The organism is Streptomyces blattellae (assembly GCF_009709555.1).
In the GTDB taxonomy this organism is placed as follows: Bacteria; Actinomycetota; Actinomycetes; order Streptomycetales; family Streptomycetaceae; genus Streptomyces; species Streptomyces blattellae.
Genome location: NZ_WJBG01000197.1, coordinates 126,125 through 149,214 on the forward strand (window position 1 = coordinate 126,125; position 23,090 = coordinate 149,214).

A 23,090-nucleotide genomic window follows, 5' to 3' on the forward strand; every position below is an offset into this window, starting at 1 on the left:
GCGACTACCAGCGGTAGTGCGCGAAGGCCTTGTTGGACTCGGCCATCTTGTGCGTGTCCTCGCGCTTCTTCACAGCGGCACCCAGGCCGTTGGAGGCGTCGAGAAGCTCGTTGAGCAGACGCTCGGTCATGGTCTTCTCGCGACGGGCGCGGGAGTAACCGACCAGCCAGCGCAGCGCGAGCGTGTTGGCACGACCGGGCTTGACCTCGATCGGAACCTGGTACGTCGCACCACCGACACGGCGGGACTTGACCTCAAGGGTCGGCTTGATGTTCTCAAGGGCGCGCTTGAGGGTGATGACCGGGTCGTTGCCGGTCTTCTCGCGCAGGCCCTCCATGGCGCCGTAAACGATGCGCTCAGCAGTGGAGCGCTTGCCGTTCAGCAGCACCTTGTTGATCAGGGAGGTGACAAGAGGAGAACCGTAGACCGGGTCGATGATGACCGGGCGCTTCGGGGCGGGGCCCTTACGAGGCATTCTTACTTCTCCTTCTTGGCGCCGTAGCGGCTGCGGGCCTGCTTGCGGTTCTTCACACCCTGGGTGTCAAGGGAACCGCGGATGATCTTGTAGCGAACACCCGGCAGGTCCTTCACACGGCCACCACGCACGAGCACGATGGAGTGCTCCTGCAGGTTGTGTCCCTCACCCGGAATGTAAGCGGTGACCTCGATCCCGCTGGTCAGACGCACACGCGCGACCTTACGCAGGGCCGAGTTCGGCTTCTTCGGGGTGGTCGTGAACACACGCGTGCAGACACCGCGACGCTGAGGGGAACCCTCCAGTGCGGGCGTCTTGTTCTTCTCGACCTTGTCCTGCCGGCCCTTACGGACCAGCTGCTGGATCGTAGGCACTACTTCTCCGGTTTCTGTGTGCCGATGGGTACAGCTAACCTGGAACGTCGCCGACCCACGCGGTCGGGTGTGTCGAATCCCGCGGACTCCCGCCGCAAGGCAGAAAGAGGCGCAGATTACGGTGGCCGTCTCGGACTCCAGCGCGGTTGAAGGCACGCACAAGAGCCAGGGCACACCCCAGGCACAAGGTCTGAGCGTACCTACCTCATACGCTGCGGTCAAAACAAATGGGCCTGGGCCAGATCGCCGCACGGAGCATGTCAAGCCCCTATGCGGCTGACGATCTTCGAATCGACGATCCGGGCACGTCAGAGCCGCATCACATGATCTTCGAGCCGCGGGTCCGCGCGTGTCACCCGGACCCGGACGCGGCCGCGGCCACGATCATCGCCATCAGCATGAGCGCCCATCCCGCCGTGGACAGCCAGCCGATCACCAGCCCCGTGAGCGCGAACGCGTCGCCCGCCTCCCCGGTCCGGCGGATCTCGGCACGGGCGGCGTGGCCCAGGACCACGGCGGGGACGCCGGTCAGCCCGAACGTCATCAGACACATGGCACCGCACACCGCGGAGCCCACCGCCTTGCCGTTCGTCTGCCGCCGGGCCGGCTGAAACGTCCACGGCACGTTCATGACGGGCGCCTGCTGCGGGACCGGCCCCTGCGGCAGGTCGGCGACGAGCAGCGCCAGCTCACCCACCGTACGGGCCGCGTAGGCCCGCTCGACCCGCTTCTCGAACTCGGGGTGCTCCAGCCGCCCTTCCCCATACCCCGCTCTGAGCACATCCACGGTCCGCTCCCGGTCGGCGTGCGACGCGAGCATGGACGGACCGCCCTGCCCGCCCCACGGCTGCGGCACGCCACCACCCGCCCACACCGGCGGAACGCCCTGCTGGTGGGCAGGGCCCCCCTGCCCCTGCCACGGCTGCGGCGTGCCGTTCCCCTGCCACGGCTGCCACGACGGGTGCGTCATGGAGTACCTCCCCCGTACGGTCGGGTGCCTCCATCATGCGCCGAAACCGGCATCTCCGGCACTAGGGACGACCCTGAGAAGTTCCTGAATTACCGAAGGGCGGCCACCCCGAGAGGTGACCGCCCTTCAGTTCAAGCGACTCGCTCAGTTCAAGCGACCCGCTTACTGGTTGTACGGACCGTAGTCGTAGTCCTCCAGCGGAACGGCCTGGCCGGAGCCGGTGCCGAACGGCGAGTAGTCGATGTCGTCGTAGCCGACGGCCGAGTACATCGCGGCCTTGGCCTCCTCGGTCGGCTCGACCCGGATGTTGCGGTAGCGGGACAGGCCCGTACCGGCCGGGATGAGCTTACCGATGATGACGTTCTCCTTGAGGCCGATGAGGCTGTCGGACTTGGCGTTGATCGCCGCGTCCGTCAGAACTCGGGTCGTCTCCTGGAAGGAGGCGGCCGACAGCCAGGATTCCGTCGCCAGCGAGGCCTTGGTGATACCCATCAGCTGCGGACGACCGGAGGCCGGGTGGCCGCCCTCCTGGACCACACGACGGTTCTCGGTCTCGAACTTCGAGCGCTCGACCAGCTCACCGGGCAGCAGCTCGGCGTCACCGGACTCGATGATCGTCACGCGGCGGAGCATCTGCCGGATGATGATCTCGATGTGCTTGTCGTGGATCGACACACCCTGCGAGTTGTAGACCTTCTGGACCTCGCCGACCAGGTGGACCTGGACGGCACGCTGGCCCAGGATGCGCAGCACGTCGTGCGGGTTGGTGGCACCCACGGTGAGCTTCTGGCCCACCTCGACGTGCTCGCCCTCGCTGACCAGGAGACGGGCACGCTTCGAGATCGGGTACGCCGTCTCGTCGCTGCCGTCGTCCGGGGTGATGACGAGCTTCTTGGTCTTCTCCGTCTCCTCGATGCGAACGCGGCCGCTCGCCTCGGAGATCGGGGCGACACCCTTGGGCGTACGGGCCTCGAAGAGCTCGACGACACGGGGCAGACCCTGGGTGATGTCGTCACCGGCCACACCACCGGTGTGGAAGGTACGCATCGTCAGCTGGGTACCGGGCTCACCGATGGACTGGGCGGCGATGATGCCGACCGCCTCACCGATGTCGACCAGCTTGCCGGTGGCCAGCGAACGGCCGTAGCACATGGCGCAGGTGCCGACCTGGGACTCGCAGGTCAGGATCGAACGGGTCTTCACCTGCTCAATGCCGTGGTGCACCAGCTGGTCGATGAGCACATCGCCGAGGTCCACGTTGGCCGGCGCGATCACCTTGCCGTCGACGACGACGTCCTCGGCGAGCATGCGGGCGTAGACGCTGGTCTCGACGTCGTCCGCCTTGCGCAGCACGCCGTCCGCGCCCCGGTCGGCGATCTTCAGCTTCAGACCGCGCTCGGTACCGCAGTCCTCCTCGCGGATGATCACGTCCTGCGAGACGTCCACCAGACGACGGGTCAGGTAGCCCGAGTCGGCGGTACGCAGGGCGGTGTCGGCCAGACCCTTACGGGCACCGTGCGTGGAGATGAAGTACTCCAGCACGGACAGGCCCTCACGGAACGAGGCCTTGATCGGACGCGGAATCGTCTCGTTCTTGGCGTTCGACACCAGACCACGCATACCGGCGATCTGACGCATCTGCATCATGTTGCCTCGTGCACCCGAGTTCACCATCATGAAGATCGGGTTGGTCTTCGGGAAGTTCTCGTTCATGGCCTCGGCGACCTCGTTGGTCGCCTTGGTCCAGATCGCGATGAGTTCCTGGGTGCGCTCGTCCTTGGTGATCAGACCGCGCTCGTACTGCTTCTGGACCTTCTCGTCCTGCGCCTCGTAACCGCGGACGATCTCCTTCTTCGCCTCGGGAACGACGACGTCGGAGATGGCCACGGTGACGCCGGAGCGGGTCGCCCAGTAGAAGCCGGCCGCCTTCAGGTTGTCGAGCGTCGCCGCCACGATGACCTTGGGGTAGCGCTCGGCGAGGTCGTTGACGATCTCGGAGAGCTGCTTCTTGCCGACCTCGTAGTCGACGAACGGGTAGTCCTCGGGCAGCAGCTCGTTGAAGAGCGCACGGCCGAGCGTGGTCTTCAGACGGAAGCTGTCACCCTGCTGCCACTCCGGCTCGCCCTCTTCCCTCACCGGCGGGGTCCAGCCGCGCGGCGGGATGGTGCCGACGGGGAAGCGGATGTCGACCTTCGACTGGAGCGACAGCTCGCCCGCGTCGAACGCCATGATCGCCTCGGCCGCCGAACCGAAGGACCGGCCCTCGCCCTTGACGTCCCGCATCTCGCTGTCCGTGGTGAGGAAGAACAGACCGAGGACCATGTCCTGGGTCGGCATCGTCACCGGACGGCCGTCCGCGGGCTTGAGGATGTTGTTCGAGGACAGCATCAGGATGCGGGCCTCGGCCTGCGCCTCCGCGGACAACGGAAGGTGCACGGCCATCTGGTCACCGTCGAAGTCCGCATTGAACGCGGTGCAGACGAGCGGGTGGATCTGGATGGCCTTGCCCTCGACCAGCTGCGGCTCGAAGGCCTGGATGCCGAGGCGGTGCAGGGTGGGCGCACGGTTCAGCAGCACCGGGTGCTCGGCGATGACCTCTTCGAGGACGTCGTACACGACCGTGCGGCCGCGCTCCACCATGCGCTTGGCGCTCTTGATGTTCTGCGCGTGGTTGAGGTCCACGAGCCGCTTCATCACGAACGGCTTGAACAGCTCCAGCGCCATCGCCTTCGGCAGACCGCACTGGTGCAGCTTCAGCTGCGGACCGACGACGATCACGGAACGCGCGGAGTAGTCCACACGCTTGCCGAGCAGGTTCTGGCGGAAGCGGCCCTGCTTGCCCTTCAGCATGTCGCTGAGGGACTTCAGCGGGCGGTTGCCCGGGCCGGTGACCGGACGGCCACGGCGGCCGTTGTCGAAGAGGGCGTCAACAGCCTCCTGAAGCATGCGCTTCTCGTTGTTGACGATGATCTCCGGGGCACCGAGGTCCAGGAGCCTCTTCAGCCGATTGTTCCGGTTGATCACACGGCGGTACAGGTCGTTCAGGTCGGAGGTCGCGAAGCGGCCACCGTCCAGCTGCACCATCGGGCGGAGGTCCGGCGGGATGACCGGGACGCAGTCGAGGACCATGCCCTTGGGGCTGTTGGAGGTCTGCAGGAACGCGGACACGACCTTCAGCCGCTTGAGCGCACGGGTCTTCTTCTGGCCCTTGCCGGTGCGGATGATCTCGCGGAGACGCTCGGCCTCCTCGTCGAGGTCGAAGGACTCCAGGCGCTTCTGCAGCGCCGCGGCACCCATCGAACCGTCGAAGTACGTACCGAAGCGGTCCCGCAGCTCGCGGTAGAGCAGTTCGTCGCCCTCCAGGTCCTGGACCTTGAGGTTCTTGAACCGGGTCCACACCTCGTCGAGCCGGTCGATCTCGCGCTGCGCACGGTCGCGCAGCTGCTTCATCTCCCGCTCGGCACCCTCGCGCACCTTGCGGCGCACGTCGGCCTTGGCACCCTCGGCCTCCAGCTCGGCCAGGTCGGCCTCAAGCTTCTTGGCGCGGGCCTCCAGGTCGGCGTCCCGGCGGTTCTCGACCTGCTGCCGCTCGACGGAGACATGCGCCTCCAGGGAGGGCAGGTCGCGGGTACGGCGCTCCTCGTCGACGTACGTGATCATGTACGCCGCGAAGTAGATGACCTTCTCAAGGTCCTTGGGCGCCAGGTCCAGCAGGTAGCCCAGACGGCTCGGGACACCCTTGAAGTACCAGATGTGGGTGACGGGAGCGGCCAGCTCGATGTGGCCCATCCGCTCACGGCGCACCTTGGCGCGAGTCACCTCGACGCCACAGCGCTCACAGATGATGCCCTTGAAGCGGACACGCTTGTACTTGCCGCAGTAGCACTCCCAGTCCCGGGTCGGACCGAAGATCTTCTCGCAGAAGAGTCCGTCCTTTTCGGGCTTGAGGGTGCGGTAGTTGATGGTCTCGGGCTTCTTGACCTCGCCGTGGCTCCACTGACGGATGTCGTCAGCGGTGGCCAGGCCGATCCGGAGCTCGTCGAAGAAGTTGACGTCGAGCACTATGCGTCAATCCCTCTCAGGGTCGTAAGTCTTGGGGTCTGATACGGGGGTCCAGGGGCCGGAGACCTGCGGGCTGCAGGTCTCCGGACTCCCGTCAGACCTCTTCGACGCTGCTCGGCTCACGCCGGGACAGGTCGATGCCGAGCTCCTCCGCAGCGCGGAAGACATCCTCGTCGGTGTCACGCATCTCGATGGACATACCGTCGCTGGACAGCACCTCCACATTCAGGCAGAGAGACTGCATCTCCTTGATGAGCACCTTGAAGGACTCGGGGATGCCGGGCTCAGGGATGTTCTCGCCCTTGACGATGGCCTCGTAGACCTTCACGCGGCCGGTGACGTCGTCGGACTTGATGGTCAGCAGCTCCTGGAGGGCGTACGCGGCGCCGTATGCCTCCAGCGCCCACACCTCCATCTCGCCGAAGCGCTGGCCACCGAACTGGGCCTTACCACCCAGCGGCTGCTGGGTGATCATCGAGTACGGGCCGGTCGAGCGGGCGTGCAGCTTGTCGTCGACCAGGTGGTGCAGCTTCAGGATGTACATGTAGCCGACCGAGATCGGGTCCGGGAACGGCTCACCGCTACGGCCGTCGAACAGCCGCGCCTTACCGGTCGGGAGCACCATGCGCTCGCCGTCGCGGTTCGGGATGGTGTGCTGCAGCAGACCCGCGAGCTCGTCCTCGCGCGCACCGTCGAAGACGGGGGTCGCGACGTTCGTGCCCGGGTCGACCTGGTCGGCGCCGATCGCCTGGAGGCGCTGCGCCCACTCGTCCGCGAGGCCGGAGACGTCCCAGCCGCGGCTGGCGAGCCAGCCGAGGTGGATCTCCAGGACCTGTCCCGGGTTCATTCGGGACGGCACACCCAGCGGGTTGAGGATGATGTCGACCGGGGTGCCGTCCTCCAGGAACGGCATGTCCTCGATCGGCAGGATCTTGGAGATGACGCCCTTGTTGCCGTGGCGCCCGGCGAGCTTGTCACCGTCGGTGATCTTGCGCTTCTGCGCCACGTACACGCGCACCAGCTGGTTCACACCGGGGGGAAGCTCGTCGCCCTCCTCGCGGTCGAAGACGCGGACGCCGATGACCTTGCCGGTCTCGCCGTGCGGCACCTTCAGCGAGGTGTCACGGACCTCACGGGCCTTCTCACCGAAGATCGCGCGCAGCAGGCGCTCCTCCGGCGTCAGCTCGGTCTCACCCTTCGGGGTCACCTTGCCGACGAGGATGTCACCGGCGATGACCTCGGCACCGATCCGGATGATGCCGCGCTCGTCGAGGTCGGCGAGGACCTCTTCGGAGACGTTCGGGATGTCCCGGGTGATCTCCTCGGGGCCGAGCTTGGTGTCACGGGCGTCGACCTCGTGCTCCTCGATGTGGATCGAGGAGAGGACGTCGTCCTGCACGAGGCGCTGCGACAGGATGATCGCGTCCTCGTAGTTGTGACCCTCCCACGGCATGAACGCGACGAGCAGGTTCTTGCCGAGCGCCATCTCACCGTGCTGGGTGGCCGGGCCGTCGGCGAGCACCTGGCCCGTGATGACGCGGTCGCCCTCGGCGACGATGACCTTCTGGTTGACCGAGGTGCCCTGGTTGGAGCGGGAGAACTTGGCCAGCCGGTAGGTGATGTACGTGCCGTCGTCGTTGGCGGTGGTGATGTAGTCCGCGGAGACTTCCTGGACCACACCCTCCTTCTCGGCCTTGACCACGTCGCCGGCGTCGACGGCGGAGCGGTACTCCATGCCGGTGCCGACGAGCGGGGCCTCGGACTTGATCAGCGGCACGGCCTGGCGCATCATGTTCGCGCCCATGAGGGCACGGTTGGCGTCGTCGTGCTCAAGGAACGGGATCATGGCGGTCGCGACCGACACCATCTGGCGCGGCGAGACATCCATGTAGTCGACGTCGTCACCGGCCACGTAGTCGACCTCGCCGCCACGGCGGCGGACCAGCACGCGGGCCTCAACGAACTGGAACTCGTCATTCAGCGGCGCGTTGGCCTGCGCGATGACGAACCTGTCCTCCTCGTCGGCGGTCAGGTAGTCGACCTCGTCGGTGACGACACCGTCGACCACCTTGCGGTACGGCGTCTCGATGAACCCGAACGCGTTGACCCGGCCGTAGGAGGCCAGCGAGCCGATCAGACCGATGTTCGGGCCTTCCGGCGTCTCGATCGGGCACATACGGCCGTAGTGCGAGGGGTGCACGTCACGGACCTCGAAGCCGGCCCGCTCACGGGAGAGACCACCCGGGCCGAGGGCGTTGAGACGACGCTTGTGCGTCAGCCCCGACAGCGGGTTGTTCTGGTCCATGAACTGCGACAGCTGGCTGGTGCCGAAGAACTCCTTGATGGAGGCGACGACCGGCCGGATGTTGATCAGGGTCTGCGGCGTGATCGCCTCGACGTCCTGAGTGGTCATGCGCTCACGCACGACGCGCTCCATACGGGCGAGACCCGTACGGACCTGGTTCTGGATCAGCTCGCCGACGCTGCGGATACGACGGTTGCCGAAGTGGTCGATGTCGTCGGTCTCGACGATGATCTCGCGGCCCGACTCGCTGACCGTCTCGGTCTCGCCGGCGTGCAGCCGCACCAGGTACTTGATGGTGGCGATGACGTCGTCGGTGGTGAGCACACCGGCGTCCAGCGGCTCGTCCGCACCGAGCTTCTTGTTGACCTTGTAGCGGCCGACCTTGGCGAGGTCGTAGCGCTTCGGGTTGAAGTAGAGGTTCTCCAGAAGCGTCTGGGCGGCCTCACGCGTGGGGGGCTCGCCCGGGCGCAGCTTGCGGTAGATGTCCAGCAGCGCGTCGTCCTGGCCCTGGGTGTGGTCCTTCTCCAGGGTGGCACGCATGGACTCGTACTCGCCGAACTCCTCCAGGATCTGCTCGGTGGTCCAGCCGAGAGCCTTCAGGAGCACGGTGACGGACTGCTTGCGCTTGCGGTCGATGCGGACACCGACCATGTCGCGCTTGTCGATCTCCATCTCCAGCCAGGCACCCCGGGACGGGATGATCTTGGCCGAGAAGATGTCCTTGTCGGACGTCTTGTCGATGGAGGAGTCGAAGTAGACACCGGGCGAGCGGACCAGCTGGGACACCACGACACGTTCGGTGCCGTTGATGACGAAGGTGCCCTTGTTCGTCATGAGCGGGAAGTCGCCCATGAAGACGGTCTGGGACTTGATCTCGCCGGTCTCGTTGTTGGTGAACTCAGCCGTGACGAAGAGGGGAGCGGCGTACGTGAAGTCGCGCTCCTTGCACTCGTCGATGGAGTTCTTCGGGGGCTCGAAACGGTGGTCGCGGAAGGTCAGCGACATCGACCCGGAGAAGTCCTCGATCGGGGAGATCTCCTCGAAGATCTCCTCCAGACCGGACTTGGTGGGGACGTCCTGACCGGACTCCAGAGCCGCCTCGACCCGACTCTGCCAGGCGGTGTTGCCGAGCAGCCAGTCGAAGCTCTCGGTCTGCAGCGCGAGCAGGTTGGGAACCTCGAGGGGCTCCTTGATCTTTGCAAAGGAGATGCGCAGCGGGGCGGTGCTGGCGCCGTTGTTCGTATTCGCGGTCGAGGCAGTGCGCGAGGCGGCCAAGAGGGGGTCCTTCCGAGGGCTCGGACTCACTACGCGCGTACCGGTCCCCCTCCTGCACACAGAGACAGGACTCCCTGGTTGGACCAAAAGGCCAGGTCAGGGACGTTCTGATCGTCGGTGCTCAAGCGAGGGCATGCCCCTGGTGACGGGCAGGGGACAGCTAACAGGCAGCGCAAAGGGTCAGTGTAGCCAGTTGGCACACTGATGTCCAGTGCGGGTTTTTCGAGACCCTCGTTGTTCTCGACACCTGCGCAAGCCCATGCCCTCAATGCACGTTGATACTGCCCTCTTCGTCGACGATCCATGCCTCGGATACGGATCGTTGTGACGACGCGTCCTGAGAATTGCGCGCTGCGTGCGGTTCGTCAAGGCCCCCCTTGCCCAAACCGGGTGCTGCCATCGTCACTTGCAGCCGGCTTCGGAGGTGCCCGGAGACACGACGAAGATCACCATACTCCGCGCACCCGCCCGTGCAAGGCCGCCACCACCAGGCGCCCAGAACGCCGAAGAGCGACCACCCGGATGGATGATCGCTCTTCGGTGCGCTCGCGTTACAGCCCTACGGCTGTATCAGCTCGCAAGAGTCCGTGCAGGGACCCTTGAAGGTCTTACTTGACCTCGACGGAGGCGCCGGCGCCCTTGAGGGACTCGGCGGCCTTCTCGGCGGCGTCCTTGGCAACCTTCTCGAGGACGGGCTTCGGGGCGCCGTCCACCAGGTCCTTGGCCTCCTTCAGGCCGAGCGAGGTCAGCTCACGCACGACCTTGATGACCTGGATCTTCTTGTCGCCGGCGCCGGTGAGGATGACGTCGAACTCGTCCTTCTCCTCCTCCTGCGGGGCAGCGGCGCCCGGGGCACCCGGAGCGGCCACGGCGACCGCGGCGGCGGCAGCGGTGACGTCGAACTTCTCCTCGAACGCCTTCACGAACTCGGAGAGCTGGATCAGGGTCATGTTCTCGAACTCGGCGAGCAGTTCGTCCTGGGTGAGAGCCACGATGGCTTTCCTTCCACTAATTCGGCTGGTGCCGGATGTACATGTCTGGCGGGCGTACGTTCGGCCCGCTACGACCTCTGCCTGAAGACCGGAAGCCTCAGGCGGCGGTCATTTCGCGAGCCGAATTACTCGGCACCGCCCTGCTCGTCCTGCTTGGCGCGCAGCGCGTCCACGGTGCGGACGAGCTTCGACGGGAGCGCCTGGAAGACCTGAGCAGCCTGCGTCTGCTTGCCCTTCAGGGCGCCCGCCAGCTTGGCGAGCAGAACCTCGCGGGACTCAAGGTCCGCAAGCTTCTTGATCTCGTCGGCGGACAACGCCTTGCCGTCAAGGACACCGCCCTTGATGACGAGGTTCGGGTTGTCCTTGGCGAAGTCACGAAGACCCTTCGCCGACTCCACCGGGTCACCGGTGACGAAGGCGACCGCCGTCGGACCGTTGAACAGGTCGTCGAGCGTCGTGATCCCGGCCTCGTTGGCCGCAATCTTGGTCAGCGTGTTCTTCACCACGGCGTACTGGGCGTTCTCACCGAGCGAACGGCGCAGGTTCTTGAGCTGCGCCACGGTGAGACCCCGGTACTCGGTCAGCACGGCGGCGTTCGAGCTGCGGAACTGCTCCGTCAGCTCGGCCACCGCGGCAGCCTTGTCGGGCCTTGCCATAGAGCGTCGGCCTCCTTCCGGGTGATGAGGACCGCTCGGAAGGGGCTGGGGAAACGAAACGCCCCGGCGCAGGCGCACGGGGCGTAGCTCGACCGATCACATACGCAATGCACGTGGTCGGGAGCACTTCCACAGTCACCTGCGCGGGTCGTCCGCGTTCAGCGGATCCTTCGGCCACCGCACCCTCTCGCGAGCGCACGGCAACGACCAGCGGTCTTTGGCTTCTGTAGGAGAGTACGGGACCGGATCGCTGCCAGGCAAATCCGGTCGTACAACGCTCAGGGCTCGTCGGTCCTACGGCGCTCAGGCCTCGCCGAGTTCCTTCATCATCTCGGCGAGGTCCATGGTGTCCTCGGCGGGCGGGGCCTGGACGGTGACCGGCTCGTTGAGGTCGGAGAAGGTGACGGTCATGTCGAGGGTGCCCTTGTCGGCGTCACCGCGCATACGGAACTGCTTGGTGTGGTCCTCGCCGTCGACCCACATGTCCATGGTGAGCTTGTCGACGCCCATGTCCTCGTACTGCTCAAGGCTCTTCTCACGCCGTTCGCGGGTCTCCTTGTCCTCGTCCTTGAGGCTGTCCCGCATGCCGTCGAGGGTGATCGTGCCCTTGTAGTGGGTGGTCTTCACGCCGTCGATCGTCTCGGTGCCGAGCTCGGTGACGTCGTCGGCGCCCGTGAGGAAGGCGGACTCGGCGGCCGGGTTCCGGTCGGCCTGGGCGATACCGGCCGTGTCGGCTCCCAGGTCCTGTTCGGCGCCGCCCAGCTCGGAGGCGTCGAGCTTCATCCAGCTCTTGCCGTCCATCTCCGCGGCGGTCGCCTCGCCGCCGAGGTACAGCGACTTGCCGATGAGGCGCATCTCGACCGCGCCGTCGATCTCGGGGTCGTCGGGCATCCGAATCTTCATGCTCATCGCCATCGGCTCCATCCGCATCGCGGCCTCGGCCTCGATGCGGCCGTCGCCCGGCATCTCGCCGCGCATCCGGTAGCTCAGGGAGGTGATCTCGTCCGTCTTGTCGGCGGCCTTGGCGACGGCCGCCGCGGGTGTCATGGCCGGCGACTGCTCGGTACCGCAACCGACGGCACCTCCCGCGAGCAGCAGTGCGGCAAGTCCGGCGCCCGTGGCCCGGTGTCGTACGGAACGGCGTACTGCAGTCTTCATTGATTCCCCCCAAGGAACACATGGCCGATTCACAGCAACCTGGCGAGGGTATCCCAGCGAGCCGGAGGAGGCCGATGATTTCCCTGGGGTTCAGGAGACGCTGGCGCCCTGTGTCTTCAGCAGTTACCTGGCACTGCTCACAGCCTGCTCGCACGCTGACCCAAGGGGCGGCAGAAAAGGGACGGGCCCCGCACCTCGGAAGGTGCGGGGCCCGTGGACCTGCCGGTGTCTCAGACCGCGGCCGGGTCCTCCTCGACGAGGAGGTTGCGGGTGCGGTTCGGGTCGACCGGGATGCCGGGGCCCATCGTGGTGGTGATGGCGGCCTTCTTGATGTAGCGGCCCTTGGCGGCGGACGGCTTCAGACGGAGGATCTCCTCCAGCGCGGCGCCGTAGTTCTCCACCAGCTTGGTGTCGTCGAAGGACGCCTTGCCGATGATGAAGTGCAGGTTCGAGTGCTTGTCGACGCGGAACTCGATCTTGCCGCCCTTGATCTCGGTCACGGCCTTGGTCACGTCCGGGGTCACGGTGCCGGTCTTCGGGTTCGGCATCAGACCACGCGGGCCGAGGACCCGGCCGAGGCGGCCGACCTTGCCCATGAGGTCGGGGGTGGCGACGACGGCGTCGAAGTCCAGACGGCCCTTCGACACCTCGTCGATCAGCTCGTCGGCGCCGACGATGTCGGCGCCCGCGGCACGCGCGGCCTCGGCACGGTCACCGGTCGCGAAGACCAGGACCCGGGCGGTCTTACCTGTGCCGTGCGGGAGGTTCACGGTGCCACGGACCATCTGGTCGGCCTTGCGCGGGTCGACACCCAGACGGAAGGCGACCTCGACGGTGCCGTCGAACTTGGTCGTGGAGGTCTCCTTGGCGAGACGGACGGCCTCAAGCGGGGCGTACAGCTTCTCCCGGTCGATCTTGGCGTCCGCAGCGCGGAGAGACTTGCTGCGCTTGCTCACTACTGCTCCTGGGGTGTTCTTAGGAGTCGTGGTCCGGGCCGAGCAGGCCCTACCACGGGTTGCTCATGGGGTTGGGGCTCAGCCCTCGACCGTGATGCCCATGGAACGGGCGGTACCGGCGATGATCTTCGCGGCGGCGTCGATGTCGTTGGCGTTGAGGTCGGGCATCTTCGTGGTGGCGATCTCGCGGACCTGCGCCTCGGTGATCTTGGCGACCTTGGTCTTGTGCGGCTCGCCGGAGCCCTTCTCCACGCCCGCGGCCTTGAGGATCATCTTGGCGGCCGGCGGGGTCTTGGTCACGAAGGTGAAGGAGCGGTCCTCGTAGACCGTGATCTCCACCGGGATGACCCAGCCACGCTGCGACTCGGTCGCGGCGTTGTAGGCCTTGCAGAACTCCATGATGTTCACGCCGTGCTGACCCAGCGCGGGGCCGACCGGCGGCGCCGGGTTGGCGGCACCGGCCTGGATCTGGAGCTTGATAAGCCCCGTGACCTTCTTCTTCTTGGGAGGCATTCCGGGTCCTCTCCCGCTTCCTTGTCGATTTCCTAGTGCCCGAAGGCAACCGCACAACCTTAACGGGTAGCATTGCGCGGCCAAAAACCGGGCAGGTCAGACAGGCTGGAACAGCCCGCCTGACCCGGCCGGTGGCTTGTGTCGCCGAAGGCGTCAGTTCTTCTGGATCTGGTCGAAGGACAGCTCAACCGGCGTCTCGCGGCCGAAGATCTCCACCAGACCCTTGACCTTCTTCGAGTCGGCGTTGATCTCGTTGATGGTGGCCTGCAGTGTGGCGAACGGGCCGTCGGTGACGGTGACCGAGTCGCCGACCTCGAAGTCCAGCACCTGGACCTCGACCTTGCGGGCCGGAGCCGGCTTGCCCTCGGCCTCGGCGGCCTCGCGGGCGGCCTTCTCCTCGGCCTCCGGGGCGAGCATCTTGACGATCTCGTCCAGGGTCAGCGGGTACGGGTCGTAGGCGTTGCCCACGAAGCCGGTGACGCCGGGGGTGTTGCGGACGACACCCCAGGACTCGTTCGTCAGGTCCATGCGGACGAGGACGTAGCCCGGAAGCTTGTTCTGCTTGATCGTCTTGCGGTCGCCGTTCTTGATCTGGACGACCTCTTCCTGCGGCACCTCGGCCTGGAAGATGTAGTCCTCGACGTTCAGCGAGACGGCGCGCTGCTCCAGGTTGGTCTTCACGCGGTTCTCGTAGCCGGCGTAGGTGTGGATGACGTACCACTCGCCGGGCAGCGTGCGCAGTTCCTCGCGCAGGGCGGCGACGGGGTCGACCGGTTCGGCCGGCTCCTCTTCCTCGGTCGCCTCAGCCTCGGCCTCGGCCTCCGGCTCGTCGTCGACGTGTACGGCGGCGTCGGCAGCCTCGACCTCGTCCAGGTCGTCGTCGGCACCCTCGACGATCTCGAGCTCGTCTTCCACGGACTCGACCGGCTCGATGGCGTCGTTCACGTTCGGGTCAGACACGGTGGCTGCTTCTTCCTGGATACATGGGGTGGAACACGCGAATAGGGGCGCCGGGTACGGCGCCCTTCGCATTCGGCTCAGCCGAAGACGTACTTGGCGGCCCTGTCGAGTCCGAAGTCAATCACAGTCACCAGACCGATCATGATGACGACGAAGATGATCACAACGGTCGTGTACGTCGTCAGCTGGTTGCGCGAGGGCCAGACGACCTTGCGGAGTTCCGCGACGATCTGGCGGTAGAAGAGCGCGAGCCGCTTCAGCGGGCCCTTCTTGGCGCGCTTGCCGCCCTTGCGGCCCTGCTCCTTCGGCGCCTCGTCCTGGGCATCAGGCGTGTCGATGGAGCCCACGGCGTCCGTCATTCGTCCTCACCTGATTCCGGGTCGTGGCCGTGCCGCGCCCGGTCTGAGCCGCACGGCGCATTGCTGCTGTACGTACATGCGCACACTTCCTGGCGAAGGAGTGTGTAGCAGGGCCGGAGGGACTTGAACCCCCAACCGCTGGTTTTGGAGACCAGTGCTCTACCAATTGAGCTACGACCCTTTGGTTCTCCCCAAACGTACCGCATCCGCCCGGATGCTCGGTGTGCACCGGATGAGTGCGGCCCGTGTGAGGCCAACGAGGTGAGAGTGTACGTGTTCTGCGGCCAGGCGTCGAACAGAAAGCGCCCGTAGGGCCTTTGTCGGTGACGGCCGGCGGGAGATCACCCTGGCCGCGGGCCGTCACCGGACGCTTGTTCAGCGACTGGCCCGGTGTTGTTCAGTCCGTGAAACCCGCGTGCCGGGCAGGTTTCCGGTCTGAAACGATGGGCCCATGAGCCCTGCAACCCCTCCCACCGAGCGCCGGGTCTCCGCCCGAGTCGGCGCGATCTCCGAGTCCGCCACCCTCGCCGTGGACGCCAAGGCCAAGGCCCTCAAGGCCGCCGGGCGACCGGTGATCGGCTTCGGCGCGGGCGAGCCCGACTTCCCGACCCCGGACTACATCGTCGAAGCCGCGATCGAGGCCTGCAAGAACCCGAAGTACCACCGCTACACACCGGCGGGCGGTCTGCCCGAGCTGAAGGCCGCGATCGCCGCGAAGACGCTGCGCGACTCGGGCTACGAGGTCGACCCGTCGCAGATCCTCGTCACCAACGGCGGCAAGCAGGCGATCTACGAGGCCTTCGCCGCGATCCTCGACCCGGGTGACGAGGTCATCGTCCCGGCGCCGTACTGGACCACGTACCCGGAGTCGATCCGGCTGGCCGGCGGTGTGCCGGTGGACGTCGTCGCGGACGAGACGACCGGCTACCGGGTGAGCGTGGAGCAGCTGGAGGCGGCACGCACCGAGAAGACGAAGGTCGTCCTCTTCGTCTCCCCGTCGAACCCGACCGGCGCGGTCTACAGCGAGCAGGACACCGAGGCGATCGGCCGCTGGGCCGCGGAGCACGGCCTGTGGGTGATGACGGACGAGATCTACGAGCACCTGGTGTACGGCGACGCGGCGTCCGTGTCCCTGCCCGCGCTGCTGCCCGAGCTGCGCGACAAGTGCATCGTGGTCAACGGGGTCGCCAAGACGTACGCCATGACCGGCTGGCGGGTCGGCTGGATCATCGGCCCGAAGGACGTGGTGAAGGCCGCGACGAACCTCCAGTCGCACGCCACGTCGAACGTGTCGAACGTCGCCCAGGTGGCGGCGCTGGCCGCGGTCTCCGGCGACCTGGACGCGGTCGCGAAGATGCGCGAGGCCTTCGACCGGCGCCGCAGGACGATCGTACGGATGCTCAACGAGATCGACGGCGTGGTGTGCCCTGAGCCGGAGGGCGCCTTCTACGCGTACCCGTCGGTGAAGGCTCTGCTCGGCAAGGAGATCCGCGGCAAGCGCCCGAAGGACTCGGTCGAGCTGGCCGCGCTGATCCTGGAAGAGGCCGAGGTCGCGGTCGTACCCGGCGAGGCGTTCGGCACTCCGGGCTATCTGCGGCTGTCGTACGCCCTGGGTGACGAGGATCTCGTCGAGGGCGTCTCGCGGATCCAGAAGCTGCTGGCGGAGGCCCGCGGCTGACGGTTCCTCGTGGGGCTGGGGCACGCACCGAGTTCGGTGTGTGCCCCATTCGTTTGTGCCAGCTCGTTTGTGCCAGCTCGTTTGTGCGAGCAAGACCACTAACGGGGAAAGCGCTACCGGGACGGCACGAACGTACGGCAGGATCCTCAGATGCTGAGCTCTTCAGGGGGACACCCCCCGAACCCCCCGTGTGTACGTGATGTCTCTGAGCTGCCGAAAGCACATCTGCATCTGCACTTCACCGGCTCGATGCGGCCCACCACCCTGCTGGAGCTGGCCGACAAGTACGGCGTGCGGCTGCCCGAGGCGCTGACCGAGGCGCTGACGAGCGGAGAGCCTCCGAGACTTCGGGCGACGGACGAGCGGGGCTGGTTCCGTTTCCAGCGGCTGTACGACGCCGCCCGCTCGTGTCTGCAGCAGCCGGAGGACATCCAGCGGCTGGTGCGGGAGGCCGCGGAGGAGGACGTCAAGGACGGCTCGGGGTGGCTGGAGATACAGGTCGACCCGACGTCGTACGCCCCTCGGCTGGGCGGTCTCATCCCGGCGCTGGAGATCATCCTGGACGCGGTGGAGTCGGCGATGCGGGAGACCGGCCTCGGGATCCGGGTGCTGGTCGCCGCGAACCGGATGAAGCATCCGCTGGACGCCCGCACGCTGGCCCGGCTGGCGGTGCGGTACGCGGACCGCGGGGTGGTCGGCTTCGGGTTGTCGAACGACGAACGGCGGGGCATGGCGCGGGACTTCGACCGCGCCTTCTACATCGCGCGCGAGGGTGGCCTGCTGTCGGCTCCGCACGGCGGCGAGCTGACCGGCCCGGCGTCGGTGCGTGACTGCCTGGACGACCTGCACGCGAACCGGATCGGGCACGGCGTACGGGCGGCGGAGGACCCGCGGCTGCTGAAGCGGCTGGCCGACCGGGGGGTGACCTGCGAGGTGTGCCCGGCGTCGAACGTGGCTCTCGGCGTCTACGAGCAGCCGGAGGACGTCCCGCTGCGGACGCTGTTCGAGGCGGGTGTCCCGATGGCGCTGGGCGCCGACGACCCGCTCCTCTTCGGCTCCAGGCTGGCCGCCCAGTACGAGCTGGCCCGCCGCCACCACGCCTTCACGGACACCGAGTTGGCGGAACTGGCCCGCCAGTCGGTACGGGCGTCGGCGGCACCGGAGGACGTGCGGCGCAAGCTGCTGTCGGGCGTGGACGACTGGCTGACGGCGTAGCTCGTGCGGTGACGGCGGCCAGGAGCGTGTGGGCGAGCTGCCGGGCGGAGGTGGCCAGGGTGACCGACGTGGCCAGGGTGACCGACGTGGCCAGGGTGACCGTACGCCTTCCGGCGTCGCGTCGTAGGCGAAGGCGCGCTGGGCGCCAGCCAGGGGCCGGCCTGCTGGTCAGGGCTGGCTACACGCTGACGCCCACCGTCACCGGTTCGTTGACCAGCGTGATGCCGAACGTCTCGCGGACGCCTGCGACGACCTCGCGGGCCAGCGCGAGGAGGTCCTCCGTGGTCGCCTCGCCCCGGTTGGTGAGGGCGAGGGTGTGCTTCGTGGAGATGCGGGCGGGGCCGGTGCCGTAGCCCTTGGTGAAGCCGGCCTGGTCGATCAGCCAGGCGGCGGAGGTTTTGGTGTGGCCCTCGCCTGCGGGGTACGCGGGGGGCTCCACTCCGTCGCCGAGCCGGTCGTGCACGCGCGCGTGGAACTCGGCGAAGTCCGCGTCGGTGAGGATCGGGTTGGTGAAGAAGGAGCCGGCCGACCAGGTGTCGTGGTCGTCGGGGTCCAGGACCATGCCCTTGCCGGTGCGGAGCTTGAGTACGGTCTCGCGGGCGGCGTCGAGGGGCACGCGGTCGCCGGGGGCGACGCCGAGGGCGCGGGCGGTCTCGGCGTACCTGATGGGGGCGGAGCGGCCCTCGGCGTCCTCCAGCCGGTAGCGGACGCGCAGGACGACATGGCGCTCGGGGTCGGCCTTGAAGCGGCTGTGGCGGTACGAGAATGCGCAGTCGGGGTTGGTGAGGGTGACCGTCTCGCGGGTCTGCCTGTCGTAGGCGACGACCTCGGTGATCGTCGAGGAGACCTCCTGGCCGTACGCGCCGACGTTCTGGATCGGGGTCGCGCCTGCCGAGCCGGGGATGCCGACCAGGCACTCGATGCCGGCCAGTCCGGCTTCTACGGTGCGGGTGACGGCGTCGGTCCATACCTCGCCGGCGGCCAGTTCGAGTGTGGTGCCGGTCAGTTCGAAGCCTTGTGTGGCGATGCGCAGGGCCGTGCCGTCGAAGCCCTTGTCGCCGATGACCAGGTTCGATCCGCCGCCGATGAGCAGGAGGGGGGTTCCCTTGTCGTCGGCTTCCCGTACGACGGCGACGACCTCGGCGTCGGTCGTCGCGGTGACCAGGCGGGTGGCGGGGCCGCCCAGCCGGAAGGTGGTCAGGGGGGCGAGGGGGGCGTCGTGGAGTTCCTGCACGGGCTCAAGAGTACGAGACGGTGGGTGGGGGTTTCGGTGGCGATGCCTCCCGGCGGGGGTGAGGTTGGCGGGGGTGAGGTTGGCGGGGGTGCGCGTAGCGCCTTGGGTTCGTGGTGGGGGCGGGGCCGCGGCAAGGGCGGGGCCGCAGCGAGGGCGGGGCCGCGGCGAGGGTGTCCGTCCTCGGAACGTCGCGGCTCGGTCGGTTGCGTCCTGCCCGCGTTGACGCGACAAACGCTGCGGGCGGACACCCCCACCACGCCCTCGTCCCGCCGTTCGCGACCACGGGTGCGCGGTGGCGCCTACAGGCACGCCGGGCCGACCGACTGCCCGCGTAGCGACCGCGGGTGTGTGGGCGCCTACACGGCACGTAGGGTCGGCCGTTCGGGCGCTCGGGCGCTCGGGCGCTCGGGCGGCTGCGGGTGCGTCGGTGCGTGGCACCCCGTCCAGCCGTATCCGCCCAGTTGCGGGCAGTCGTGCCGCCTGGGGTGGCACGGGTGGGCGCAGGCGGCGCCCCGTCAGCGCCGGGCTGCGCGACCCACCCCGCCCCAGCCACCGCGCCGTCGCCCACGGGGCGTACGTCCGGCCGCCCGTGGGCGACGGCGCGTACGGCCCCACCCTGGTGGGCGGAGCCGTACGCCCTGGAGTCAGCCCGCGGCCGGTTCCAGGACCGGCGCCGATTCCTGCTCCTCCTCCTCGGCCCGCGCGGCGTGCCTTGTCGGGATCAGCAGGGCCGCGACTCCGGCCAGAGCGACCACCGCGGAGCCGGTGACCAGGGCGGGCCGCAGACCGTCGACGAAGGTCTGGGCGGTCTCGTAGCCACCCTGGGCCGAGAAGATCGACGCCATGATGGCGATGCCCAGCGCGCCGCCGACCTCGCGCAGGGCGTTGTTGGCGCCGGAGGCGATGCCCTGCTCGCTGTGCCGGACGCTGGACATCACGAGGTTGGCGGCGGGGGCGAAGTACAGGCCCATCCCCACGCCGCTGATGATCAGTGCGGGCAGCTGGACGCCGTATGAGGCGTCGGCGGTGACCACGGAGGCCATGTAGCCGAGGCCGATCGCCTGGAGGAAGAGGCCGGTGGCTACGACAGGGCGGCCGCCGATACGGTCGGAGAGGATGCCGGCGACCGGCGCGACGAGCATCGGCATGCCGGTCCAGGGCAGCATGCGCAGGCCGGCCTCGGTGGGCGAGTAGCCGAGCACGCCCTGCATGTACTGGCTGAGCAGGAAGATCGAACCGAACATGCCCAGGAACATCAGCAGGCTCGCGGCGTTGATCCCGGAGAAGGCCCGGGAGCGGAACAACCGCATGGGGAGCATGGGGTTCTTGGCGCGGGCGCTGTAGAGGATGAAGCCGATCAGCAGGGCGGATCCGGCGAACAGGCCGGTCAGGACCAGGGGGGCGGTCCAGCCGTCGGCGGGGCCGCGGACCAGGCCGTAGACGATCCCGAAGAGGCCGCCGCTGGCGAGCAGGGTGCCGGGGACGTCGAGCGGGGAGCCGGTGCCGTGGGACTCGGCGAGGCGGAGGCGGGCGAGCGGCAGCAGGGCCAGGCCGAGCGGAACGTTCAGCCAGAAGATCCACTGCCAGGAGATGTGCTCGGTGAGGCTGCCGCCGATCAGCGGCCCGGAGGCGACGGCGAGTCCGTTGACGGCGCCCCAGATGCCGTACGCCATACCGCGCCTGGCCGCCGGCACGGCCGCCGTCAGCAGGGTCAGCGTCAGCGGCATCATGATCGCCGCGCCGACACCCTGTACCGCGCGGGCGGCGATGAGGCTGTCGATGCCGGGGGCGACGGCCGCGGCTGCGGACGCGCCGGTGAAGATCGCGAGGCCGACTATGAAGAGCCGTCGACGGCCGAAGCGGTCGCCGAGTGCCGCCCCGAACATCAGCAGCACGGCGAAGGTGAGCGTGTAGGCGCTCACGGTCCATTCCAGGTCGTCCAGCGCTCCGCCGAGATCCTCGCGGATGGAGGGCAGCGCGGTGGTGACGACGAGGTTGTCCAGGGACGCCATGAATCCGGCGACGCTGGTGATGACGAGGGCCCAGACTGCTCCCCCGCGCGGTGCGTGCTGTGCGGTCTGCTGTGACATCGCTCCCCCAGAGGTGATGACGGCTGATGATTAGTTATTGATTACTAATTTCTGCGGCCAGGGGTCAGGGCACGTCGATGGAATGCGACCGGCCGCTTACCCGTCTTCCGCATCCGACGAGGGCTGCTGCGCCGAGGGGTACAGGCCGTCCCAGATCCGGTGGCCGGCGGGGAACCCCATGGCCGACAGGGTGTTGATGAGCATTCCGTACGCCATGAAGGTTGTCGTCTCGTTGACGTCGGCACCCAGTGGCAGATGCACGGCGTCCCAGAGTTCCAGCCAGCCCTTGCGCACCATCTCGCCGAACTCGTGATCCCCGGCATCCTCGGCGGCGGCGACCGCGACATAGACCTGCAACTGCATCAGCAGTCGCTCGGGCTGCTCGGCGATCAGTCGCACGTAGGCGTCCCCCATGGCATGCAGGGCCTCCTCACCCTCCAGCCCTTTGGAGGTCTCCTCGAAGAAGCGGCGCATGTCCTGCATACAACGCTCCGCCGCGGCGAGGAAGATCGCCTTCTTGCCCGGGAAGAGCCGGAAGAGATACGGCTGTGAGACACCGACCCGCTTGGCGATCGCCTCGGTGGAAGTGCCGTAGTAGCCGCGCTGCGCGAACTCGGCGATCGCTGCCCTGATGACGCTCTCACGCCTCTCTTCCGCGCTCATCCTGACCATGTGGCTAAGTTAGTACTCAATCACTAACTAAGTCAAGCAGGGCCGACCGGTACGGGCAGATGAGTAAGGGGCGCCCGCCATGGCGAACGCCCCTTACCCGATGACCCTCGCTGAACATTCTCAGGCCAGCCGCACGACCGCTCGTGACATCCCCAGCACCTTCTGCCCCGCGCTCGTGACCGTCAGGTCGACGCGGACCGTGTTGTCGTCGAGCTTGGCCGCGACCTTGCCGGCGACCTCGATCATGGCGCCCTGGTCGTCGTTCGGGACGACTACGGGCCGGGTGAAGCGGACGCCGTACTCGACGACCGCGGACGGGTCGCCGGTCCAGTCGGTGACCACGCGGATCGCCTCGGCCATGGTGAACATGCCGTGCGCGATGACATCCGGCAGTCCGACCTCCTTGGCGAACTTCTCGTTCCAGTGGATCGGGTTGAAGTCCCCGGAGGCGCCCGCGTACCGAACGAGGGTGGCGCGGGTCACGGGAAAGGACTGGGCCGGCAACTCGGTGCCGACCTCGACGTCGTCGTACGAGATCTTCGCGGACATCCCCTCAGCCCTCCTCTGCGGCACGCGCCACGAGCTTGGTCCAGGCGGTGACGACGTGCTCGCCCGCCTCGTCGTGGACCTCGCCGCGGATGTCCAGGATGTCGTTGCCGGCCATGGACTTGATCGCCTCGATGGTGGAGGTGACCGTGAGCCGGTCACCGGCGCGCACCGGGCGGACGTAGGAGAACTTCTGGTCGCCGTGCACCACCCGGCTGTAGTCCAGGCCCAGTTGGGGGTCGGCAGTGACCTGTCCCGCGGCCTTGAAGGTGATCGAGAAGACGAAGGTCGGCGGGGCGATCACATCGGGGTGACCGAGTGCCTTGGCGGCCTCCGGGTCCGTGTACGCCGGGTTGGTGTCCCCCACGGCCTCCGCGAACTCGCGGATCTTCTCCCGGCCCACCTCATAGCGGTCGGTGGGCGGGTAGGTCCGCCCCACGAAGGACTGGTCGAGCGCCATGGACTAGGCACCTCCTGATAGTTCAGCTGGTCCTGCTGCCTGCCGTTGCTGCCGGCCCGAGCGGCCGTCGGCCTCAACGGTTACCGGTCCGAGCGGCCGCTGGTCCGAGCGGTTACCGCTCCGAACAGTTACGGGTCCGA

At 67.6% G+C, this 23,090-nt stretch carries 19 protein-coding genes and 1 tRNA gene; 2 read left to right on the forward strand and 18 right to left on the reverse strand.

The genetic code is table 11. The features are described 5' to 3' along the window. Positions 1-4: 4 nt before the first annotated feature. The 13 genes from rpsG to GFH49_RS26975 form a co-directional block, all read right to left on the reverse strand. The gene (rpsG, locus tag GFH49_RS26915) at positions 5-475 is read right to left on the reverse strand and encodes a 30S ribosomal protein S7 (RefSeq protein WP_003974303.1); all 471 of its coding nucleotides are present in this window, start codon (positions 473-475) and stop codon (positions 5-7) included. Between the two features lie 2 nt (positions 476-477). After that, a complete protein-coding gene (gene rpsL / locus GFH49_RS26920) occupies positions 478-849 on the reverse strand; it encodes a 30S ribosomal protein S12 (RefSeq protein WP_003948652.1) in 372 nt (123 codons plus the stop codon). Between the two features lie 352 nt (positions 850-1,201). Beyond that, a complete protein-coding gene (locus GFH49_RS26925; protein ID WP_196218140.1) occupies positions 1,202-1,819 on the reverse strand; it encodes a DUF1707 and DUF4190 domain-containing protein in 618 nt (205 codons plus the stop codon). Between the two features lie 162 nt (positions 1,820-1,981). Next, a complete protein-coding gene (locus GFH49_RS26930; RefSeq protein WP_155058655.1) occupies positions 1,982-5,881 on the reverse strand; it encodes a DNA-directed RNA polymerase subunit beta' in 3,900 nt (1,299 codons plus the stop codon). A 94-nt stretch (positions 5,882-5,975) separates the two neighbouring features. Next, positions 5,976-9,461 carry a DNA-directed RNA polymerase subunit beta gene (rpoB, locus tag GFH49_RS26935; protein WP_155058656.1) on the reverse strand — a complete coding sequence of 1,162 codons (3,486 nt, stop codon included), beginning with the start codon at positions 9,459-9,461 and terminating at the stop codon, positions 5,976-5,978. 608 nt (positions 9,462-10,069) lie between these two features. Then, the gene (rplL, locus tag GFH49_RS26940) at positions 10,070-10,456 is read right to left on the reverse strand and encodes a 50S ribosomal protein L7/L12 (RefSeq protein ID WP_155058657.1); all 387 of its coding nucleotides are present in this window, start codon (positions 10,454-10,456) and stop codon (positions 10,070-10,072) included. 122 nt (positions 10,457-10,578) lie between these two features. Continuing rightward, positions 10,579-11,109 (reverse strand): 50S ribosomal protein L10, encoded by a 531-nt coding sequence (gene rplJ, locus GFH49_RS26945; RefSeq protein ID WP_132890220.1) that lies wholly within the window; start codon positions 11,107-11,109, stop codon positions 10,579-10,581. 303 nt (positions 11,110-11,412) lie between these two features. Next, entirely contained in the window at positions 11,413-12,267 is an 855-nt protein-coding gene (locus tag GFH49_RS26950; RefSeq protein WP_155058658.1) for an SCO4651 family lipoprotein, read from the reverse strand. A 230-nt stretch (positions 12,268-12,497) separates the two neighbouring features. After that, positions 12,498-13,223: a 50S ribosomal protein L1 gene (rplA, locus tag GFH49_RS26955; RefSeq protein ID WP_155058659.1), complete on the reverse strand. Its 726-nt coding sequence runs from the start codon at positions 13,221-13,223 to the stop codon at positions 12,498-12,500. Positions 13,224-13,301: 78 nt separating this feature from the next. Continuing rightward, a complete protein-coding gene (gene rplK, locus GFH49_RS26960) occupies positions 13,302-13,736 on the reverse strand; it encodes a 50S ribosomal protein L11 (protein WP_155058660.1) in 435 nt (144 codons plus the stop codon). A 153-nt stretch (positions 13,737-13,889) separates the two neighbouring features. Further along, positions 13,890-14,696 (reverse strand): transcription termination/antitermination protein NusG, encoded by an 807-nt coding sequence (gene nusG / locus GFH49_RS26965; RefSeq protein ID WP_155058661.1) that lies wholly within the window; start codon positions 14,694-14,696, stop codon positions 13,890-13,892. A 77-nt stretch (positions 14,697-14,773) separates the two neighbouring features. Beyond that, positions 14,774-15,055: a preprotein translocase subunit SecE gene (secE, locus tag GFH49_RS26970; RefSeq protein WP_155058662.1), complete on the reverse strand. Its 282-nt coding sequence runs from the start codon at positions 15,053-15,055 to the stop codon at positions 14,774-14,776. A 108-nt stretch (positions 15,056-15,163) separates the two neighbouring features. Next, a tRNA-Trp gene (locus tag GFH49_RS26975) sits at positions 15,164-15,236 on the reverse strand. A 270-nt stretch (positions 15,237-15,506) separates the two neighbouring features. Here GFH49_RS26975 and GFH49_RS26980 point away from each other — a divergent pair. After that, the gene (locus GFH49_RS26980; protein ID WP_155058663.1) at positions 15,507-16,733 is read left to right on the forward strand and encodes a pyridoxal phosphate-dependent aminotransferase; all 1,227 of its coding nucleotides are present in this window, start codon (positions 15,507-15,509) and stop codon (positions 16,731-16,733) included. Between the two features lie 150 nt (positions 16,734-16,883). After that, positions 16,884-17,948, forward strand: coding sequence for an adenosine deaminase (locus GFH49_RS26985; protein WP_155058664.1), 1,065 nt, complete (start codon positions 16,884-16,886; stop codon positions 17,946-17,948). A 178-nt stretch (positions 17,949-18,126) separates the two neighbouring features. Here GFH49_RS26985 and GFH49_RS26990 read toward each other — a convergent pair whose 3' ends face one another. The 5 genes from GFH49_RS26990 to GFH49_RS27010 all read right to left on the reverse strand — a co-directional run bounded on the left by GFH49_RS26990 (position 18,127) and on the right by GFH49_RS27010 (position 22,950). After that, positions 18,127-19,182, reverse strand: a complete 1,056-nt coding sequence (locus tag GFH49_RS26990) for a UDP-N-acetylmuramate dehydrogenase (protein ID WP_155058665.1) — start codon at positions 19,180-19,182, stop codon at positions 18,127-18,129. A gap of 644 nt (positions 19,183-19,826) precedes the next feature. Next, positions 19,827-21,272 (reverse strand): MFS transporter, encoded by a 1,446-nt coding sequence (locus GFH49_RS26995; RefSeq protein WP_155058666.1) that lies wholly within the window; start codon positions 21,270-21,272, stop codon positions 19,827-19,829. Positions 21,273-21,368: 96 nt separating this feature from the next. Next, positions 21,369-21,944, reverse strand: a complete 576-nt coding sequence (locus GFH49_RS27000; RefSeq protein ID WP_155058667.1) for a TetR/AcrR family transcriptional regulator — start codon at positions 21,942-21,944, stop codon at positions 21,369-21,371. Between the two features lie 120 nt (positions 21,945-22,064). Then, positions 22,065-22,493 carry a MaoC family dehydratase gene (locus GFH49_RS27005; protein ID WP_155058668.1) on the reverse strand — a complete coding sequence of 143 codons (429 nt, stop codon included), beginning with the start codon at positions 22,491-22,493 and terminating at the stop codon, positions 22,065-22,067. 4 nt (positions 22,494-22,497) lie between these two features. Beyond that, the gene (locus tag GFH49_RS27010) at positions 22,498-22,950 is read right to left on the reverse strand and encodes a MaoC family dehydratase N-terminal domain-containing protein (RefSeq protein ID WP_155058669.1); all 453 of its coding nucleotides are present in this window, start codon (positions 22,948-22,950) and stop codon (positions 22,498-22,500) included. Positions 22,951-23,090: the final 140 nt, after the last annotated feature.

Bases quoted from the DNA above. Each gene is read 5' to 3' on its own strand.
- rpsG (WP_003974303.1), bottom strand. From the start codon at position 475: ATGCCTCGTAAGGGCCCCGCCCCGAAGCGCCCGGTCATCATCGACCCG.
- GFH49_RS26925 (WP_196218140.1), bottom strand. From the start codon at position 1,819: ATGACGCACCCGTCGTGGCAGCCGTGGCAGGGGAACGGCACGCCGCAG.
- rplJ (WP_132890220.1), bottom strand. From the start codon at position 11,109: ATGGCAAGGCCCGACAAGGCTGCCGCGGTGGCCGAGCTGACGGAGCAG.
- GFH49_RS26950 (WP_155058658.1), bottom strand. From the start codon at position 12,267: ATGAAGACTGCAGTACGCCGTTCCGTACGACACCGGGCCACGGGCGCC.
- rplK (WP_155058660.1), bottom strand. From the start codon at position 13,736: ATGCCTCCCAAGAAGAAGAAGGTCACGGGGCTTATCAAGCTCCAGATC.
- secE (WP_155058662.1), bottom strand. From the start codon at position 15,055: ATGACGGACGCCGTGGGCTCCATCGACACGCCTGATGCCCAGGACGAG.
- GFH49_RS26980 (WP_155058663.1), top strand. From the start codon at position 15,507: ATGAGCCCTGCAACCCCTCCCACCGAGCGCCGGGTCTCCGCCCGAGTC.
- GFH49_RS26985 (WP_155058664.1), top strand. From the start codon at position 16,884: ATGCTGAGCTCTTCAGGGGGACACCCCCCGAACCCCCCGTGTGTACGT.
- GFH49_RS26995 (WP_155058666.1), bottom strand. From the start codon at position 21,272: ATGTCACAGCAGACCGCACAGCACGCACCGCGCGGGGGAGCAGTCTGG.
- GFH49_RS27000 (WP_155058667.1), bottom strand. From the start codon at position 21,944: ATGGTCAGGATGAGCGCGGAAGAGAGGCGTGAGAGCGTCATCAGGGCA.
- GFH49_RS27005 (WP_155058668.1), bottom strand. From the start codon at position 22,493: ATGTCCGCGAAGATCTCGTACGACGACGTCGAGGTCGGCACCGAGTTG.
- GFH49_RS27010 (WP_155058669.1), bottom strand. From the start codon at position 22,950: ATGGCGCTCGACCAGTCCTTCGTGGGGCGGACCTACCCGCCCACCGAC.